This is a genomic window from Pseudidiomarina atlantica (assembly GCF_000753735.1).
Taxonomy (GTDB): Bacteria; Pseudomonadota; Gammaproteobacteria; order Enterobacterales; family Alteromonadaceae; genus Pseudidiomarina; species Pseudidiomarina atlantica.
In genome coordinates, this window is the sequence record NZ_JPIN01000002.1 from 222,131 (window position 1) to 237,279 (window position 15,149).

Annotated in this window: 14 protein-coding genes; 8 read left to right on the plus strand and 6 right to left on the minus strand. The window is 51.4% G+C overall.

Annotated elements, in window-relative coordinates:
- Window positions 1-98 precede the first annotated feature (98 nt).
- Window positions 99-1,388, minus strand: a complete 1,290-nt coding sequence (locus IDAT_RS03840; RefSeq protein WP_034730668.1) for an anti-phage deoxyguanosine triphosphatase — start codon at window positions 1,386-1,388, stop codon at window positions 99-101.
- A gap of 87 nt (window positions 1,389-1,475) precedes the next feature.
- On the opposite strand from IDAT_RS03840, the gene IDAT_RS03845 reads away from it, so the two are divergent.
- On the plus strand, window positions 1,476-2,705 hold the full coding sequence (locus tag IDAT_RS03845; protein WP_034730669.1) for a permease: 1,230 nt from the start codon (window positions 1,476-1,478) through the stop codon (window positions 2,703-2,705).
- Here IDAT_RS03845 and IDAT_RS03850 read toward each other — a convergent pair.
- From IDAT_RS03850 to IDAT_RS03860, 3 genes are read right to left on the minus strand one after another with little or no spacing between them, the layout of a single operon-like run.
- The gene (locus IDAT_RS03850; protein WP_034730672.1) at window positions 2,698-3,363 is read right to left on the minus strand and encodes a class I SAM-dependent methyltransferase; all 666 of its coding nucleotides are present in this window, start codon (window positions 3,361-3,363) and stop codon (window positions 2,698-2,700) included. The two genes, IDAT_RS03845 and IDAT_RS03850, sit on opposite strands and share 8 nt — an antisense overlap.
- Window positions 3,363-4,649 carry a sensor domain-containing diguanylate cyclase gene (locus IDAT_RS03855; protein ID WP_034730674.1) on the minus strand — a complete coding sequence of 429 codons (1,287 nt, stop codon included), beginning with the start codon at window positions 4,647-4,649 and terminating at the stop codon, window positions 3,363-3,365. The genes IDAT_RS03850 and IDAT_RS03855 overlap by 1 nt, the downstream gene beginning before the upstream one ends.
- Window positions 4,650-4,664: 15 nt before the next feature.
- Entirely contained in the window at window positions 4,665-5,150 is a 486-nt protein-coding gene (locus IDAT_RS03860; RefSeq protein WP_034730676.1) for a YajQ family cyclic di-GMP-binding protein, read from the minus strand.
- A gap of 163 nt (window positions 5,151-5,313) precedes the next feature.
- Between IDAT_RS03860 and IDAT_RS03865 the strand changes: the two genes are divergently transcribed.
- The 4 genes from IDAT_RS03865 (at window position 5,314) to IDAT_RS03880 (ending at window position 9,711) form a co-directional block, all read left to right on the plus strand.
- A complete protein-coding gene (locus tag IDAT_RS03865; protein ID WP_034730677.1) occupies window positions 5,314-6,210 on the plus strand; it encodes an alpha/beta fold hydrolase in 897 nt (298 codons plus the stop codon).
- On the plus strand, window positions 6,210-7,295 hold the full coding sequence (locus IDAT_RS03870) for a homoserine dehydrogenase family protein (protein WP_051986562.1): 1,086 nt from the start codon (window positions 6,210-6,212) through the stop codon (window positions 7,293-7,295). The genes IDAT_RS03865 and IDAT_RS03870 overlap by 1 nt, the downstream gene beginning before the upstream one ends.
- 90 nt (window positions 7,296-7,385) lie before the next feature.
- A complete protein-coding gene (locus IDAT_RS03875; RefSeq protein WP_051986563.1) occupies window positions 7,386-8,711 on the plus strand; it encodes an O-acetylhomoserine aminocarboxypropyltransferase/cysteine synthase family protein in 1,326 nt (441 codons plus the stop codon).
- 31 nt (window positions 8,712-8,742) lie between these two features.
- A complete protein-coding gene (locus IDAT_RS03880) occupies window positions 8,743-9,711 on the plus strand; it encodes an alpha/beta hydrolase (RefSeq protein ID WP_034730680.1) in 969 nt (322 codons plus the stop codon).
- A 4-nt stretch (window positions 9,712-9,715) separates the two neighbouring features.
- Here IDAT_RS03880 and IDAT_RS03885 read toward each other — a convergent pair whose 3' ends face one another.
- Both IDAT_RS03885 and IDAT_RS03890 read right to left on the minus strand, forming a co-directional pair.
- The gene (locus IDAT_RS03885; protein WP_034730682.1) at window positions 9,716-11,347 is read right to left on the minus strand and encodes a M48 family metallopeptidase; all 1,632 of its coding nucleotides are present in this window, start codon (window positions 11,345-11,347) and stop codon (window positions 9,716-9,718) included.
- Between the two features lie 20 nt (window positions 11,348-11,367).
- On the minus strand, window positions 11,368-11,961 hold the full coding sequence (locus IDAT_RS03890) for a LemA family protein (RefSeq protein ID WP_034730684.1): 594 nt from the start codon (window positions 11,959-11,961) through the stop codon (window positions 11,368-11,370).
- A gap of 94 nt (window positions 11,962-12,055) precedes the next feature.
- Between IDAT_RS03890 and gmk the strand changes: the two genes are divergently transcribed.
- The 3 genes from gmk (at window position 12,056) to spoT (ending at window position 15,149) form a co-directional block, all read left to right on the plus strand.
- Window positions 12,056-12,691, plus strand: a complete 636-nt coding sequence (gene gmk, locus IDAT_RS03895; protein WP_034730686.1) for a guanylate kinase — start codon at window positions 12,056-12,058, stop codon at window positions 12,689-12,691.
- A 71-nt stretch (window positions 12,692-12,762) separates the two neighbouring features.
- A complete protein-coding gene (rpoZ, locus tag IDAT_RS03900) occupies window positions 12,763-13,038 on the plus strand; it encodes a DNA-directed RNA polymerase subunit omega (RefSeq protein ID WP_034730689.1) in 276 nt (91 codons plus the stop codon).
- 5 nt (window positions 13,039-13,043) lie between these two features.
- Window positions 13,044-15,149 (plus strand): bifunctional GTP diphosphokinase/guanosine-3',5'-bis pyrophosphate 3'-pyrophosphohydrolase, encoded by a 2,106-nt coding sequence (spoT, locus tag IDAT_RS03905; RefSeq protein WP_034730693.1) that lies wholly within the window; start codon window positions 13,044-13,046, stop codon window positions 15,147-15,149.

Below are 15,149 nucleotides of genomic sequence, written 5' to 3' on the forward strand. Positions count from 1 at the left end.
GTAAACCCCTAGTTGATGTTATTAGTTATCAAGTCGGGGCAATTATAAATGCAAACTATTCGCATTAACAAGGGTAAATGAGAGTTATTCCCAATTGGTTAGATCACGAATAGGTTGCGGTACATGCGATGTGCATAATCGTCGGTCATGCCGGCAATATAATCGCAGAGAATGCGGTCTGCAGCGATTTGCCCACCGGTTTCAAAAGCCAATTGCCAACGTGATCGGGTGTTGTGGGGCAACAATCGCAGCGGCTCGTTGTAAAACGCAGTGTACAGATCGAGCAGCATATTCTGGCTGCGATAGCGCAATTGTTGAATCGAGGGCTGATTGATGACGTGCTCAAACACAACTGCTTTGAGGCTATCGAGTAAAAAGCGTTCAGCGGACGGCAAGGTAGCGTTATAGCGAATCAATGGCTCCTCTGCATCACCCAGCACTTCTTGCACACGCACTGCAGTCACAAAAATATTCACCAGCGCACCGATGGCGTCTTTGCGTGCGCTATGAGAGCTCGAAAACAGCTGAACGCCAAGTCGCGGAACTAAATCAGCAAGTTCACCATCAAGTTCGGCGACGACCCTGTCGAGATGTGCATGCCATTGGGCTTCCGACAAAGTGCCGGTGACCACGGCATCTTCCAGATCGTGCACACCATACGCAATGTCATCGGCAAGCTCCATCAACGAGGCATCGAAACTTTTGTGCAACGACTTCTGCCACGGGCTTTTATCAAGTTGTTGGACTTGTTGGAATAACGCACGGTCGGCGCTCGACAAAGGTTCAAGGACCCAATCCAGCAAGTCGGCATCGCAGGCAAACAGTGCTTTAGCTGGTTTCCATTGCGCCAAACTGCCAGGTTGTTGAGCCTGTGGTGGTTGTGGCAGCTGCGGCATCAGCACTGGGTACTTCAATAGACCCAGCAGGCTGCGGCGGGTCAAGTCCATGCCGTGTTCACTATGGTAAGCCTCGAGCTTGCCAACAATGCGAAATGTTTGGCCATTACCTTCGAAACCACCGGAGCCGAGCATTTTATAGTTCAGCGCCGTCTCACCACCATGACCAAAAGGCGGATGGCCAATGTCATGGGCAAGGCACAGGGTTTCCATTAGGTTCAAGTCAGGCAACAGTGCTTGCTCTTGCGCGCTACCGACATGGGCGAGCTGATTAATGAGTGAGGTACCAATTTGTGCAGCCTCTAACGAATGGGTCAAACGCGTACGATAAAAGTCATTTTCGCCCACGTTCATAATTTGCGTTTTCGACTGCAAACGGCGAAACGCCGCAGAGTGCAGCACTCGAGCACGATCGCGTTGCCATGGGGTGCGACGGTCGCCAGGTCGCTGTGCTGATGGACCAGAACGTCGTGCTTGCCAATGTGCACTCATGTGAACTCCTGTAATAGCTGCCATTCGAAGGTTGTTGTCATTGTATGCTATGTTTGACCTATGTTGCCAATTTCCAAGGAGTTTTCGATGGACGCATTTCTTCAGCAGTGGCAGTCGGCGAGCCTCACCAGTGTTGGCTTTTTCTGGATGGCGCTGTGGGCGTTTGTACTCGGTTATTTTATCAGTAGCATTATTCAAGTGCTCATCACGCGTCGGCAGATGCGTGAGGTGATGGGCGACGACGGCGCTAGGTCGGTGGCCCTAGGTGCTTTTTTTGGTTTCATTTCAAGCTCCTGCAGTTTCGCTGCCTTGGCAACCACGCGTGCATTATTCAACAAAGGTGCGGCGTTTACCGCGTCGATGGCGTTTTTGTTGGCTTCAACCAATTTAGTCATTGAGCTAGGCTTTGTGATTGCGGTTTTTTTGAGCTGGCAGTTTGTCATCGGTGAGTATCTAGGTGGTATTTTACTGATTGTTTTGGCTTGGTTGTTTGTGAAGTTCACAAGACCGCGGCAATTGATTGAAAATGCCCGCGATGAAAATGCTGACGGCGCTGATGATGAGAGCTACGATCTGCGTCACTGGGGGGATGTGACCGATCCAGAACTGTGGCAGCAAGTTGCGCAAAAATTTGTGATGGAATGGCAAATGGTGTGGAAAGACATCTTGCTGGGCTTCACCGTTGCCGGTCTCATCGCTGCTTTTGTGCCGTCTGAGTTTTTCGCGTGGCTGTTTCAAGGTGTTGGTACCGAAACCAATGATGTTGGCTTTTGGGCAGTGTTACAGCAAGCTGTGGTGGGTCCCATAGCTGCATTTTTCACCTTCATCGGTTCTATGGGTAATATTCCTTTGGCGGCGGTACTTTACGGCGAAGGCGTGGCCTTTGCGGGGGTGATGGCGTTCATCTTTTCTGACCTTGTAGTGTTGCCGGTGCTGCGTATCAACGCTCAATATTACGGTTGGAAAATGGCGCTTTACATTACTGCGATGCTGTTTGTGTGTTTGGTTGCAACTTCACTGATCCTCCATTATGGCTTTGCCGCATTTGATTTATTGCCTAGTGGCGATAGTGTCAAAGCCATCACTGAACGCGATCATTTTCAACTCAATTACGGATTCTATTTGAATCTTGCGGCGCTGGTCTTAACTGCGGTATTGGCGCGGTTTTGGTGGCAGCGACAACAAGCGCATGCGCATCATGAACATCACCACGATCATGGTTCTACTTCGACTGGCCTCGCGACCTATTTGATGCGTGTACTGGTGGTACTGGCGCTGCTATGGTTGGCGGGCGGTCTTGTGCTGGCGCTTATTTAGCTGGTCGCCGCAGCATCACGACATCGGCAGCGACATAGTCGATTTCAAGGTGAAAGTGCTCAGCGAGCCAATGAAAGGTGTCTAGATGAAAAAAGCTGATATGGGTTGGGTCGTTGAGGTAAAACCAAGTGCCGAAACGTTCGCGGTTGAGCCAACGCTTGGTCATGATAGCAAGCCAGCCTTGGGGTTTCAGGCAAGCAACGAGTTGTTCGAACACCTCGCGGGGCTGGCCAAGATGCTCAACAACTTCCGTGCAAGTGATGAAATCGTATTGTTGTTGCAAGCGTTGTGGCACGTTAGCGTAGTACAAATCGTAGGTGGTGGTCGGAAAGCCTGCTGCGCTTAACATAGCTGCAAGCGCTGGCTGCGGACCACAGCCAAAATCAAGTCCCTGTGCACCCGCGCTCAAACGCGCCGCTAGCGGCTCTGCTGTACGGTTTAGAAAGCGTTGATAGCCGACGTCGTTGGGTTCATTCTGATGCAAGTCGTAGATCGCTTTTTCGGCGGCGGTATCGAGCCGTTGCGCGACTGGAACTTGAATCAATTGGCAGTTGGTGCAGCGCCAATACTCGCGCCCGGCAAGGCTACCTTTGTGGCGTTGCCAGAAGCGTTCAGACATGGGGTGATAGCAAAGTCCGCAAGCGAAATCAGAGTGCATTACTTGCTCTTCAACTGCGCGCTGATGGTTTGTTTGCGGCCGGCGTTTTTTGCTTGGTACATAGCAGTATCGGCGCAGTTCACTAGCTCATCCACCGTCGCTCCATGAGCTGGATACAGCGCGATACCGATACTCGCGGAAATTTGCAGCTGCTTATTTTCGATAGCAAAGGGCTTTTCTAGCTCGTCATGGAGACGCGCCGCGATGGTCTGGGCTACTTCTTCCGCCTGTGCTAAATCGGTAAAGTCATGCGCTAACACCAAAAACTCATCACCGCCGTTGCGACAAGCTAAATCGGTATCTCGCAGACATGACTTGAGCCGCCGCGCAACGTGCACCAGCATTTGGTCGCCAATGCTGTGGCCATGTTCATCGTTGACCGGTTTAAAATGGTCGAGGTCAACGAACAGTATCGCTAAACAGCGCTGTTGAGCTGCACAGTGCTGCAATACCCGCGCCAAGTGCTCGTCAAAATGGTTACGATTGAGCAACTGAGTCAACATGTCATGACGTGCCATGCGAGCGAGTTTTTCCCGCTGTACACGTTGTTCGGTAATGTCACGCGCGATTCCGAGTAAGTACTGATGCTGCCCATCCTGGTCGTCAATCCGTGAGGCACGACACGCATACCAGCGCCAGTCACCATTTTGATGGCGCACTCGGAATTCAATGTCACTAATCGGGCTACCGTCAGAAAACAAGGCTTGGATAAAAGCGTGGCAAGCACTGACATCTTCAGGATGCACAAACTGCTCAAACGACTGCTGTAAATTACCATTCGGTTGGTAGCCTAAATGGCGCTCGAGATTGGGCGACAGGTAATCAATAATGCCGTTGCGGTCAAGAGTAAAAATAATATCGTTGGCGTGCTCTACCAAGCTGCGAAAGCGTTTTTCACTACTCCGCAACTCAACCTCAAGTTGCCGGCGGTGCGTTGCCTCAACAATGTAACCGCTCCACTCAAGGGTGCCGTCGTCACGAACGCGCCCTGAGTCATGGGCGTCGAGCCACAGCAGCGTGCCATCAGGGCGAATAAATCGAAATGGGTAATGCCACTCAAGCCCTTGCTCTGCAGCCAGTATGCTGGAGCTGATAACGTTCTCAACATCGTCAGGATGAATGGCGTTTAAAAGTGGTTCGGCATCTTTGAGCAGCGGTGCACTTTCAAAGCCGAGCAAGTCGACCGCTGAGTCACTTAAAAAGGTAAAGCGAAAGCGACCATTAGGTTCGCGTATCAGTTGATAGGCGATGCCCGGGAGTTGTTGCACAAAGTGCTGCCAGTCCATGTTCAACTGCAACCATCAGTCACGGAAATTCTCAAACTGTAGCGGTTGCTCAATGTCTGATTGGCGCAGCATGGCAATGGTCTGCTGCAAATCATCGCGCTTTTTGCCGCTCACCCGCACTTTATCGCCTTGAATCGAGCTTTGCACTTTGAGTTTGCTGTCTTTGATCAGTTTGTTGATCTGCTTCGCCAATGGCTGGTCGATACCTTGGCGAAAAGTGATCGTGGTACTGAAAGTTTTGCCGCTATGCGTCAGGTTCTCCGGTGTTTCGGTGCCGGCTAGGCTAAGATTTCGTTTGGCACAGTGGTTGGCAAAGATATCGTACAGTTGTTGCACTTGGAAGTCGGATTCTGAGGTCAGTTTTACGGTCAGCTCGTTGAGCTCGATACTGGCATCAACACCACGAAAGTCAAAACGCGAGGTGAGCTCACGATTGGCATTGTCCACAGCGTTCTTCAGCTCGACACGATCGACTTCAGAGACAATATCGAACGTTGGCATAAGCAAACTCTCCAATAATTTGTATAACAGATTGTTTTATTATCATTAATAAACGGCAATGTCACAAGATTTAAGTTTTAGATGGCTAGATGTCTGGATTGACATTGATAGCTATTTGCGGTTTGCTATTGGCTGTTGGTGGGGCGGATTCCTTGAGAGGATTATGAGTATTGGGTTTGTTGACCATAAGGTCATAACAAGTTACGGCGAACTGTGTTTGCGGCAACAAGGACCAAGCGGTGCGCCACGGGTGCTGGTGCTTGGCGGTATTTCGGGCGGGCGCTTAGCCTATTTAGCCGACGGCTCGGGTTGGTGGCAGGGGCTCTTCACCCACCTCGACTTACATGCTTACGAGGTTTGGACGTTGGATTACTTGGGCGGCATGGGCGACAGTTTATGTGACGCTCCTCCCGCAACGGTTGAAGCGCAAGCTGAAGCTATTGCCTTGGCACTGCAAAAACTTGGTTGTACCCAGTGGCATACTATCATCGGCGGCTCTTTTGGCGGCTGTGTGGGGATGGTGTTGGCATTGCATGAGGCATTGCGTGTGCAACGCTTGGCGGTGCTTGGTGCGGCGCACCGACCGACCGCACAAGCGGTGATGTTACGTAGTTTGCAGCGCGACTTTATCGAATTAACAGCGCAAACCCAACAGCCTGAACGCGGTGTGGCTTTGGCACGCGCGCTTGCCATGGTCACCTATCGTGGTACCACCGGCTTGGACGTGCGCTTCCCCGATGGCAATGCTGCGGTCCATTATATGCACGACCGTGCAGCCCGCTTGGTGCAACAGAATCCGCTACAGGCACGGCAATTGTTCACGGTCTTCGGGCCGGCTCTTGATGCCTTTCGGATTGCACCGCAAGCTTTGCAACTGCCAGTGTGTGTGATTGGCTTTCAAGATGACCTGTTAGTGCCGCCGCATTTGCTCGAGGAGTTCAGTCGACAGTTGCCGCAGTGTCAAGCTTATGAACACGTGGCAACGGCCCATGGGCACGATGGTTTTATTCTGAATACCGCGGCCTTTGCGCCGCGTTTGCAACAGTTTATGGAGGCGTGATGAGCGGTGCAGAAGTTGCAATTGGGGTGATTGGTGTCGGTACTATTGGCGGTTACTGGCTGGATCATTTTGCGCCCACTTTACCGCTTCAGAGTCGCGCGCGGGTGACCGCGATTTTTCGCCGGCAACAGCAGTGGCTTGCACCTCGTGGTATTGCCAGTAAGCACTGGCGTGAAACTTTTACTCAGCATGCGCAAGCGCGTCAAGCTGATGGGGTTGAGCAATGGTTGCAAGCAACTCGGCAACGTGAGCAACAACCGGTTGTGCTTGATTTAACTGCCGATAAAACCATCAGCCGTCGCTATCCTGCGTGGTTTGCTAGTGGTGCTCACATTATTTCTGCCAATAAATACGCTGGTTCCAGTGCTTGGTCGTTTTACCAGGAACTGCAACGGGTGCGGCGTCAATACCAGCGTCATTGGCTCTACAACACCACGGTCGGCGCTGGACTTCCGATATTGTCGGCGCTACACGAGCGTTGCCTGTGCGGTGACCAGGTGCAACGCGTCGAAGGTAACTTGTCTGGTTCGCTGTCATGGATTTTTCAGCAGTACCGCGCCGGCGATAAGCTCTCAGACTGGGTGTTGAAAGCGCAGAAAATGGGACTAACCGAGCCTGATCCGCGGCTCGATCTTGGCGGTATGGATGTCGCTCGCAAACTGGTCATTTTGGCGCGTGAAGTCGGCTGGAAACTGCAACTCAAAGATATCAACATGCAAAATCTAGTGCCGGATACTTTGCAGGCGGTTAGTGCGACAAATTTTGTCGCACGACTTGACGACTTTGATCAGGCATTTGACGCTTGGCGTCAACGCGAGCACCCCAATGCTGAACAATTTGTCTATTTGGGTTTTGTCGCGCGTGATGGTGCTGGCCAAGCCAGTGGTGGCACGCGGTTGCAACCGATTGATGACAGTTCTCCTTATGCGCGACTCCCCGCCGGCAATGCCAACTTTACTGTGCAGTCGCGGCAGTACGATGCTAATCCATTGGTGATCCAAGGGCCAGGTGCAGGTCCTGAGGTCACCGCTGCGGGTGTTCATAGTGACGTGCTGCAATTAATCGCGCGCTTAAAAAATAATTAGAAATGGGGTTGCAATCAAAACAGCTTTAATTAATATGGACGTCTAAACGTATAAACATTTAAAAGTGTATTTGCTTTGAGTGAGGCTTCCATGACCCAGAATTATCGCGCAGCAACCCTAGCCATCCATCATGGCTATGAGACCGACCCAACGACGAAATCTGTGGCGGTACCGATTTACCAAACCGCTGCATTCGCTTTTGACGATGCCCAACACGGCGCTGATTTATTTGATTTGGCAGTACCAGGTAATATTTACAGCCGCATCATGAACCCAACCAACGATGTGTTGGAGCAACGGGTTGCGGCGCTCGAAGGTGGAATCGCAGGTCTTGCCGTTGCCTCGGGCATGGCAGCCATTCAATATGCTTTGATCACGCTGGCTAAGCATGGTGATAACATTGTCACCACCCCGAATCTGTACGGTGGCACTTACACCTTGTTTGCTCACATGCTGCCGTCGTTTGGCATCGAGGTGCGCTTCGCCAAATCGGCGGATGCTGCGGATATCGCCGCCTGTATCGATGCCAATACCAAGGCTATCTATTGTGAAACCATCGGCAACCCCGCCGGTAACATTGCCGACCTTGAAGCATATGCGGCAATTGCTGAGCGTGAGGGAGTGCCTTTGGTGGTCGACAATACCGTGGCGACGCCAACCTTGTGTAAGCCGCTTGAGTGGGGTGCGCACATTGTGGTGCATTCACTGACCAAATACATTGGCGGTCATGGCACGACTATCGGCGGTCTGATTGTCGATGGCGGTACTTTCGACTGGGCCAAACATGCGCATAAATTCCCGCAGTTTAATGAACCGGAACCGGCTTATCACGGCGTGGTGTACAACGAAGCATTTGAAGCCGCAGCGTTTATCGCGCGTGTCCGTACGGTCGCCCTGCGCAACACCGGTGCGGCCTTATCACCATTCAATGCGTTCTTGATCCTGCAGGGACTCGAAACCCTGGAACTGCGCATTGAACGCCATTGCTCGAATACCCAACGCGTGCTGCACTTCTTGCAGCATCACCCAGATGTGGCTTGGGTCAACTATGCTGGCCTTGAAAATCACCCGCAGTATGAATTGGCGCAAAAATACATTCGTGGTGGTTTGCCTGCATCGCTACTGACCTTTGGTTTAAAAGATGGCTACCAAGCGAGTGTGCAGTTCTACGATAAGCTCAAGTTATTCAAACGTTTGGTGAATATTGGTGATACTAAGTCGCTCGCCTGCCACCCAGCTTCCACTACGCACCGCCAATTGACACCGGAAGAGCAGTTGCAAGTTGGGGTCAAGCCCGAGGCAATTCGCTTGTGTGTCGGCATCGAACATCCTGACGACATCATCGCAGATCTGGAACAGGCGTTGGTAAAGACGGTGCAGGAGACTGCACAAACGACAGTAACTGCGGTAGAGTAAACGTCAAGTAACAAACACATGGAATGGCGGCATGAAACAGGCAGTAAAATTAAGCGCACTTGCTCTGGCAAGTGCGTTTTTAGTTGGTTGTGCGACTATTGTTGAATATCAATTGGCGCAGCGGCCGCAAAACTTTAAGCTCGACCACGAGGTTGACTTAAGTCAGTTTAATTTTGACGAACGCGAGTTTTGCTTACCACATCTCGGCGGTTGTACCGGCTATATCCTTGGTCATCCGGCTACTGCCGAGGACGACAAATACACCATGAAAATGGACATCGAAGTCGATGACATCGACTATCAGACGGAACTGGTGCTGCAGCGTGAAGAGCTGCCCCTACGCAAGGGAACTGTTGTACTTCTGCATGGTTATGGCGTCGACAAACGTGCGACTCTGATGCTTGGTTTGCACTTTCGTTTTCTTGGTTATCACACGATTGCCCCTGACCTAACTGCCCATGGCGGTTCACGTGTCGATACCCCGAGTTATGGCGTAACTGACGCATTAATGCTATCCACTTTGATTGACAGTTTGCCGGCGCGCGAAGTCCCCAAACCGCTGCACATCATGGGCATCTCGATGGGTGCTGTTGCTGCCGCCCATTTGGCAAAGCAACGTGACGATGTCACCAGCGTCATGCTGTTAGCACCGATGCGGCCGCTTAATGAGGCGTCGCGTGCTATGGCGCAGCTAACAATGCCCAATTTGAGTCGTTTATTGCCGGCCGAAGCGTTCGATGAGGGCGTTACGGCGGCTTTGCAAAAACAAGGCTTAACGGTGGCTGATACCGATTTGCGAGAGCTCATTCCTGAGCTTGGCGCGCCAGTGTTTATCGCGGCCAGTGATAAAGATGCAATTGCACCCTACGAATTCTTCTTACCGCTGGAGTCTGAGCAAGTGGAGTTGGTGATGCGCCCAGGTTATCACCATTTAACCGCTGCGATTCCCGATGCTGAGTTGCATGCCGAAATCCTTGAGTGGTTGCAGCAGGTGGAATAACCACCTACTGCAGCATTTCGTCTGGTAACGGCACCTCAATACAGGCACACAAGATGGCTAACAGTTGCCGCTCAGCGGGCGAAATCTTGCCATCTTTACGAACCGTGGTGAGCCAATTATCGACCAACCGCTCTTTCTGCGCGGGTGACCAACCACGACAGGTATTCAGCGCCAACGCCAATTGCTGGCGATCAACATCATGACCTTTATCGGTTTGTTCCAGCGCGTGCACCGTAATGGTTAGTGCTTCGCCGTTGTCGACGGTTGCTTTGAAGCGTGTTTTTGGCAACAACTGCCGCGCCAATAATTGATACAGCCCCCAATGGAAAAGATCCTGACTGTCGGCCATTTGCTCTAAGTCTTTCAATAGGTTGAGCCTATCGCTTTCTTTTGCTTGACGTAAGGCCGGCACGGCAAGCTCCACCAGCGCCAGTTGTTGTGCTGGGTTGAGCTCGGCAAAAGTTTCGTTGTGTTCATCGAGTAATTGCGACAACACCAAATCATGCACGACCTGCGGCGCTTGTTGCGGGCTATGAATTTGTTCCAGTAAGGCTGCCGGTAAGGCGAGCATTGCCAGTTTGTTTAATGCTGACGGTTGGGGTTGTGCTGCCGTGTGCTCTTTTTCGCTGCGACTACGCGCTTTTCGCGGCTCGGGATAGCGACCATTCCAGCGCGGCTCGATTCGCTTGATGCGTTTTTCCAGCGGAGGATGAGTGGCCATCATGCCAAACCAGTGTTTCAGTGCTTCACCGAAGAACATATGTGCCGCTTCGTCGGCATTTTGGTGTTGAATGCGGCTGCCATATTCACGTGCGCCAATCTGCTTCAAAGCACCAGACAAAGCATCAGGATTGCGGGTAAATTGCACCGCCGCGGCATCCGCCAGGTACTCGCGTTGGCGACTCACCGCCGCTTTGATCAAGTTGCCAAACAACACGCCAATCCAACCGATGATCAGTAACGCCAAACCGACCATGGGCAACGGGTTCTTATTATTGCGACTACGGCTGGAGCCAGTGTGCAGCAGGATTCGCCCCAAGTGTGCGACGGCAAGAATACCGGCGAGCGCAGCGATAAGACGAATATTAAGGCGCATATCGCCATTCAAGATATGGCTAAACTCGTGGGCAACGACGCCTTGCAACTGTTCGCGCGAAAAGGTCTCGATGGCACCTCGAGTCAGGCCAATCACCGCATCACGGGTGTCATAACCTGCCGCGAAGGCATTGATAGTGCTCTCGTTCGGTAAAATATAAACCGCAGGGACCGGCATATTCGCGGCAATCGCCATTTCTTCAACCACATTGAGCACGCGTCGCTCGACTGGATCTTGGGTGTCAGGGCTCACTAAAGTGCCACCAAGGTGCTCGGCGACCACTTTGCCGCCAGCTTTAAGTTGCAGCCACTTGATCAGCATGACCAGCAAAATACCACCACCGACGACCAAGCTGACCCACATAAAGGGCAGCCAATCGAGTTCGTAAGTGCCGCCCTGTTTCGCTTTTACTGCACCCATCACCATTGCTGCAACAACGGTTAAAATACCAATGATCAGGGTAAAGGCGAGAAAGAAAAGCACAACCAGCAGGCCGGTGTTGCGCCGTGCCTGCTGTTGATGTTCAAAAAAGTTAACCATAGTTGAATAACAACGCTAAGTTAGAACTGAACTTTCGGTGCAGCTTGAATTTCTGCACTGTCAGCGAACTCCAGTAATTGGGCGTCTTTGCTGTGACCAAAAAAGCTCGCAAACATCACCGGTGGGAAGCTTTGACGGTAAGTGTTGTAGCTCATCACCGCATCGTTGAACGCTTGCCGTGCAAAAGCCACACGGTTTTCAGTGCTGGTCAACTCTTCGGACACTTGCATCATATTTTCGTTAGCTTTCAGGTCAGGATAGGCTTCCATCACCACATTTAGGCGGCCGAGAGCGCTACCTAATGCAGTTTCGGCACCGCCGAGCTCAGCCATGGCGCTAGCGTTGCGTGGGTCAGATGCAGCTTTCGGAAGGGCCGCTGCAGCTTGGTTACGCGCAGCTGTGACCGCTTCTAAAGTTTCACGCTCGTGACTCAAGTAGGCTTTGGCGGTTTCGACCAAATTAGGAATTAAGTCGTAGCGGCGCTTCAGTTGCACTTCGATTTGCGCAAAAGCGTTTTCGAACTGGTTTTTCAAGCGCACGAGTTTGTTGTAGATACTGATCAAGTAAATGAACAGTACAACGGCGATAATGATAATAATCCATCCGGTAGTCATGGACTGCTTCCTCGTTGTTAGGGTGTCGCGCAACGGTGCGCAACATGCTATTCTTTGCCGTCATTTACTGGTCAAATTTTAGATGAATCCATCGATGACGACAGCTGACGGCAATTTATTTATTATCGCTGCACCAAGTGGTGCAGGTAAGTCTAGTCTAATCCGTGCGTTGCTGGCGCGCCACAATGACGGCAGCATGCAAGTGTCAGTGTCTTGTACCACGCGAGCGCCACGTCCCGGCGAAGTCGATGGTGAACACTACCACTTTCTAGATGTTGACACGTTTCGAACAAAAATCGAAGAAAATGCGTTCTATGAATGGGCAAAAGTTTTCGATAACTACTACGGCACCTCGCGCCAAGTCATTGAACATACCCTTAAACAGGGCATCGATGTGTTCTTAGATATCGATTGGCAGGGCGCGCGCCAGGTGCGTGAAGCATACCCTGCGGCGCATTCGATTTTCATTGTGCCGCCGAGTCTAGAGCTACTAGAGCAGCGTTTGCGCTCACGCGGGCAAGACTCAGATGAGGTCATTCGTGGACGCATGGCGAAAGCGCAAGCCGAAATGTCGCATTATCATGAGTTCGATTATTTACTCGTGAATGACGATTTTGATGCAACCTTATTGAATTTTGAGCATATTGTGCTGGCGCAACGGCAAAGAATGGCATTGCAGCAAACGCGTCATGCGACTAAACTCAAAGATCTCTTGGCGAATGATGGCTAAATCCGTATAATTCGTGACCCATTTTCGATCGTACGCACGATCGCAGATTAATCAGTTGAGTTGGAGTAAACATGGCGCGCGTAACAGTAGAAGAAGCCGTAGATCGTATCGGTAACCGTTTTGACCTCGTATTGGTTGCAGCTCGTCGAGCTCGCCAGTTAGCGACCCAAGGTAAAGACGCGATGGTGCCGTGGAAAGGCAATGAGAAAGCAACCGTAATCGCCCTCCGTGAAATTGAAGAAGGTCACATCGACGCGAAGAAACTCGACGTCGTTGAGCGTTCTGAAATGGCGCAGCAAGAAGCTGACGAACTGGCTGCAGTTGATGCGATTCGTGGTCTTGAGTAACGCGGGTGTATTTATTTGAAGGGCTTCGGCAACAACTAGCCGAGTACTTACCAGCTGAACACGTTCAGCGTGCCGCTGCGGCCTTTAAACTGGCCGCAGAAGCGCACAAAACGCAAAAACGCCAAAGCGGCGAACCTTATATTACCCACCCAGTAGCAGTTGCCGGTATCCTCGCCGATATGCGTTTAGACCATGAGACCATCATGGCCGCATTGTTGCACGATGTCATTGAAGACACGGTCTTCACCCAAGAAGATCTCGCCGAACAATTTGGCTCCACAGTGGCGGAGTTGGTCGAAGGCGTGTCGAAACTCGACAAGTTGAAGTTTGACTCGAAAGAAGAGTTACAAACTGAGAACTATCGCAAAATGATTATGGCGATGGTGCACGATATTCGGGTCATCCTTATCAAGCTTGCTGACCGCACGCATAATATGCGCACGCTTGGCTCACTGCGGCCCGACAAACGGCGGCGCATCGCCCGCGAAACGCTTGAGATTTATGCGCCACTTGCGCATCGCTTGGGTATTCACGACATCAAGAACGAATTGGAACTGCATGGCTTTAAGGCCTTGTATCCGTGGCGTGCCAAGTTGTTGGAGTCGCAAGTGCGCCAAGCACGTGGCAACCGCCGCGAATTGGTCGAGCGGGTACAAACTGAAATCGAGAGCCGCTTGCGCGAGCACGGTATCGAAGCACGGGTGATGGGGCGCGAAAAACATCTCTACAGTATTTACCAAAAAATGCTGCACAAAGAGCTACGCTTCGAACAAGTCATGGATATCTATGCGTTTCGCGTGATTGTTGATGAAGTCGATACCTGTTATCGCGTGTTGGGCGCTTTGCATAATTTGTATAAGCCGATAGAAACGCGCTTCAAAGACTACATTGCTATTCCTAAATCAAATGGTTATCAGTCGCTACATACCTCGCTCAAAGGTCCGCACGGGATTCCGGTCGAAATTCAGATCCGTACCGAAGAGATGAACCTAATGGCGGATCGTGGTGTGGCTGCGCATTGGCTGTATAAAACCGATGAAGCCACTGGGACCACGGCGCAAGTACGTGCACGGCGCTGGATGCAAAGCTTGCTGGAGCTGCAACAAAGCACTGGCAATGCCTTTGAGTTTATTGAAAACGTTAAGTCAGAGCTGTTCCCTGAAGAAATTTACGTGTTCACCCCTGATGGCCGTATTATTGAGCTGCCGCAAGGTGCTACGCCGGTCGATTTTGCCTATGCAGTGCATACAGACATCGGCAACACTTGCATTGGTGCCCGGGTGAATCACAAGGTCTACTCGTTGAGTAAACCCTTGGAGACCGGACAAACGGTTGAGATTAAAACGGCGCCAGGTTCGCGGCCTAATATCGCATGGTTAAACTTTGCAGTAACCGGCAAGGCGCGCGCGAAAATTCGCCAGTACTTGAAAGGCCAAGAAACCCGCGAAGCTGAGCAGCTCGGAGAGCGCTTGTTACGGGCTGCATTGGGGCCAGTCAACTATAATGACATTACTGAAGACGAGTTTGCACGGGTCTGTGAAGAGGTCAAAATAGCCTCTAAATCCGATTTATTACGAGAAATTGGCCTTGGCAACATGATGTCGGTAGCTATTGCCAAACGCCTGCTGGGTGAAATGCAGCAAATTAAAGATGACCAACCGAGCTACCGGAGTCTTGCTATCAAAGGGGCTGAAGGTCTGTTGGTTAGCTTCGCCAAGTGCTGTCGACCGATTCCGGGTGACGATATTATTGCCCACGTAAGCCCAGGCAAAGGTTTGGTTATTCATCGACGCGAATGTAAGAACGTGCGTGGGCATGAAGACGAACCGGGGCGTTATTTCCCGGTGCAATGGGATAACAAACCAGAAGCTGAGTTTATTACCGAAGTGCGGGTTGAGGTGGTCAACCATCAAGGCGCACTGGCAAAGCTGACGTCCGCCATTTCGGCGACTGGCTGTAATATTCATGGCCTGAAAACAGAAGAAGTTGATGCCAATATTTATTACATCGATGTGGCATTAACCGTACATGATAGGAAGCAACTTGCCGATGTGATTCGCCACATCCGTAAGATGCCAGATGTTCAGCGCGTTGCGCGCTTAAGGAAGTAA

Coding starts and splice junctions, on each gene's coding strand:
- IDAT_RS03850 (WP_034730672.1), bottom strand. CDS start 3,363: ATGCACTCTGATTTCGCTTGCGGACTTTGCTATCACCCCATGTCTGAA.
- IDAT_RS03855 (WP_034730674.1), bottom strand. CDS start 4,649: ATGGACTGGCAGCACTTTGTGCAACAACTCCCGGGCATCGCCTATCAA.
- IDAT_RS03860 (WP_034730676.1), bottom strand. CDS start 5,150: ATGCCAACGTTCGATATTGTCTCTGAAGTCGATCGTGTCGAGCTGAAG.
- IDAT_RS03845 (WP_034730669.1), top strand. CDS start 1,476: ATGGACGCATTTCTTCAGCAGTGGCAGTCGGCGAGCCTCACCAGTGTT.
- rpoZ (WP_034730689.1), top strand. CDS start 12,763: ATGGCGCGCGTAACAGTAGAAGAAGCCGTAGATCGTATCGGTAACCGT.
- IDAT_RS03885 (WP_034730682.1), bottom strand. CDS start 11,347: ATGGTTAACTTTTTTGAACATCAACAGCAGGCACGGCGCAACACCGGC.
- gmk (WP_034730686.1), top strand. CDS start 12,056: ATGACGACAGCTGACGGCAATTTATTTATTATCGCTGCACCAAGTGGT.
- IDAT_RS03840 (WP_034730668.1), bottom strand. CDS start 1,388: ATGAGTGCACATTGGCAAGCACGACGTTCTGGTCCATCAGCACAGCGA.
- IDAT_RS03880 (WP_034730680.1), top strand. CDS start 8,743: ATGAAACAGGCAGTAAAATTAAGCGCACTTGCTCTGGCAAGTGCGTTT.
- IDAT_RS03865 (WP_034730677.1), top strand. CDS start 5,314: ATGAGTATTGGGTTTGTTGACCATAAGGTCATAACAAGTTACGGCGAA.
- IDAT_RS03890 (WP_034730684.1), bottom strand. CDS start 11,961: ATGACTACCGGATGGATTATTATCATTATCGCCGTTGTACTGTTCATT.
- IDAT_RS03875 (WP_051986563.1), top strand. CDS start 7,386: ATGACCCAGAATTATCGCGCAGCAACCCTAGCCATCCATCATGGCTAT.
- IDAT_RS03870 (WP_051986562.1), top strand. CDS start 6,210: ATGAGCGGTGCAGAAGTTGCAATTGGGGTGATTGGTGTCGGTACTATT.